Source organism: Actinomycetospora sp., assembly GCF_055612215.1.
This window is the reverse complement of sequence record NZ_JBVPVA010000408.1, coordinates 1-1,957: the sequence shown is the minus strand read 5'-3', so window position 1 is coordinate 1,957 and position 1,957 is coordinate 1. Positions and strand designations below refer to the sequence as shown.

The 1,957-nt window shown below is 76.1% G+C and carries 3 protein-coding genes; 1 reads left to right on the top strand and 2 read right to left on the bottom strand.

What is annotated here, in order from left to right; translation table 11 throughout:
• The coding region (locus AC0CYZ_RS11550; RefSeq protein ID WP_472215393.1) for a TolB family protein at nucleotides 1–675 on the bottom strand (675 nt) is incomplete at its 3' end.
• Between the two features lie 89 nt (nucleotides 676–764).
• On the opposite strand from AC0CYZ_RS11550, the gene AC0CYZ_RS11545 reads away from it, so the two are divergent.
• A complete protein-coding gene (locus AC0CYZ_RS11545) occupies nucleotides 765–1,466 on the top strand; it encodes a M24 family metallopeptidase (RefSeq protein WP_472215391.1) in 702 nt (233 codons plus the stop codon).
• Nucleotides 1,467–1,562: 96 nt separating this feature from the next.
• On the opposite strand, the gene AC0CYZ_RS11540 is transcribed toward AC0CYZ_RS11545, so the two are convergent.
• Nucleotides 1,563–1,957: antitoxin (locus AC0CYZ_RS11540; protein ID WP_472215389.1), on the bottom strand; the 395-nt coding region annotated here is incomplete at its 5' end.

Here is a 1,957-nt window from a genome sequence, read left to right as displayed (position 1 = left end):
CGCCGGGCCCGGCGAGCCGGTGGTCCGCCCCGCCCGCGCCGAACCGCGCGGCGGGCTCGCCTGGTCCCCGGACGGCAGCCGGCTGGCGTTCGTCTCCCGCGAGCCGCGGCCCGGTGCCGAGCCGATCACCGTGGAGGGCGGTGCGGGGGTGTCGGTCCCGACGACGAACAGCGCGCGCGGGCGGTCGACGATCCAGCCCTCGCCGTCGAGCTTCGGGACCAGCCGGTCGATGCGACGCGGGGGCTTCGAAACGCCCTCACCGCCCTCCACGGTGATCGGCTCGGCACCGGGCCGCGGCTCGCGGGAGACGAACGCCAGCCGGCTGCCGTCCGGGGACCAGGCGAGCCCGCCGAGCGGTTCGGCGCGGTCGGCGAGGACCACCGGCTCGCCGGGCCCGTCGATCGGCATGACGAGCAGCCGGTGCCGGCCCGCGGCGGAGCGGGTGAAGGCGAGCCGGGTGCCGTCGGGGGACCACGCCGGGTTCGCGTCGGAGTCCTCGCCCGCGGTGAGCGGCCGGGCGGGCGACGACGCGTCGGCGGCCGCGAGCCAGATCGCGCTGCGGTAGCGGTCGGCCTCGAGATCGACGCGGGTGACGACGACCGCGACGCGGGTGCCGTCGGGGGAGACCCGCGGGTCGCCCGGGGTGACGAGGCGTCCGATGTCGGCGGGCTGCACGGTCGGCGACGCTAGCGCGCCCTCGGCGGCGTCGTCGGATCCGCCGCCGGCCTTCCGTCCCGGGCCTCGCGCGGGCGAGGATCGGTGCCGTGGACGCCACCGGGACGTTGGACGAGGACGAGCGCACCCGCTGCCTCCTCGAGGCCGAGGCGCACGCCGCGGAGCTGTTCGCCGAGATCGGCCGTCGCGGGCTGATCGCCCCCGGCCGGCCCGAGTCCGAGGTCAGCCGTGCGGTGCGCGACCTCGGGGCGGAGATGTTCGGGACCTCACGCCACTGGCACAAGCGCGTGGTGCGCTCCGGGGAGAACACGCTGGCTCCCTACGCGGAGAACCCGCCCGACCGCGCGATCGCCGAGGACGACATCGTCTTCGTCGACCTCGGGCCGGTGTTCGAGGCCTGGGAGGCCGACGTCGGGCGGACCTTCGTGCTCGGCGACGACCCGCGCAAGCACCGCCTCGCCGCCGACCTGCCCCGCGTCTGGGAGGCCGGGCGCGCGTTCTTCGACGCGCGACCCGACATCACCGGCGAACAGCTCTACGCACAGATGCGGGAGCTCGCCGCGCGGGCCGGTTGGGAGTTCGGCGGCCCGCACAGCGGCCACCTCGTCGGCGAGTTCCCGCACGAGCTCATCGACGCCGAGCGCCTCCACAGCTACATCACCGCGGGCAACGACACCCCGATGCACCGGGCGCTCGACGCGTCCGGGCGGCGCTGCCACTGGATCCTCGAGGTCCACCTCGTGGACCGCGAGCACCGCATCGGCGGCTTCTTCGAGCAGTTGATGCGCTGAGGTCGCGACCCCTCGGCGCGGGGCACTCCGCGCATGCAGGCGGGCTCGCCGGCATGCGTGGAGTGCTCGTGATCTCGGTCGGGCGGGACCTGGCTTCTACCGGTCGGTGCGCTCGCTCGGGTAGCGGCGCGCGCCGAGGTCGCCGTCGGTGCCGGTGGCGCCGGACGTGCCGGTGGCGCCGGACGTGCCGCCCACGCCGCCGGTGCGGTACTGCTGCGGGCCGTACTGGCCGGCCTGGCTCGGCCCGAACGCGCCGCGTCCGGGGACGCTGGTCTCCTTGCGCACCTGGCGCAGGGCGGTGTCGAGCTGGCGGCGGAAGCGCCCGTTGGTGCGGCTGTCGATGAAGGACGCGGTCTGGTCCGCGTAGCGGTTGACCTTGTCCGGGTTCTGACGGGCGTACTGGCGGGCGGCGGCCACGGCGGCTCCGAGAACGGCCACGCGACGCATCAGGGCCATCTGGTGCACCTCATCCGGGTCGGGTCGGCCCCCGG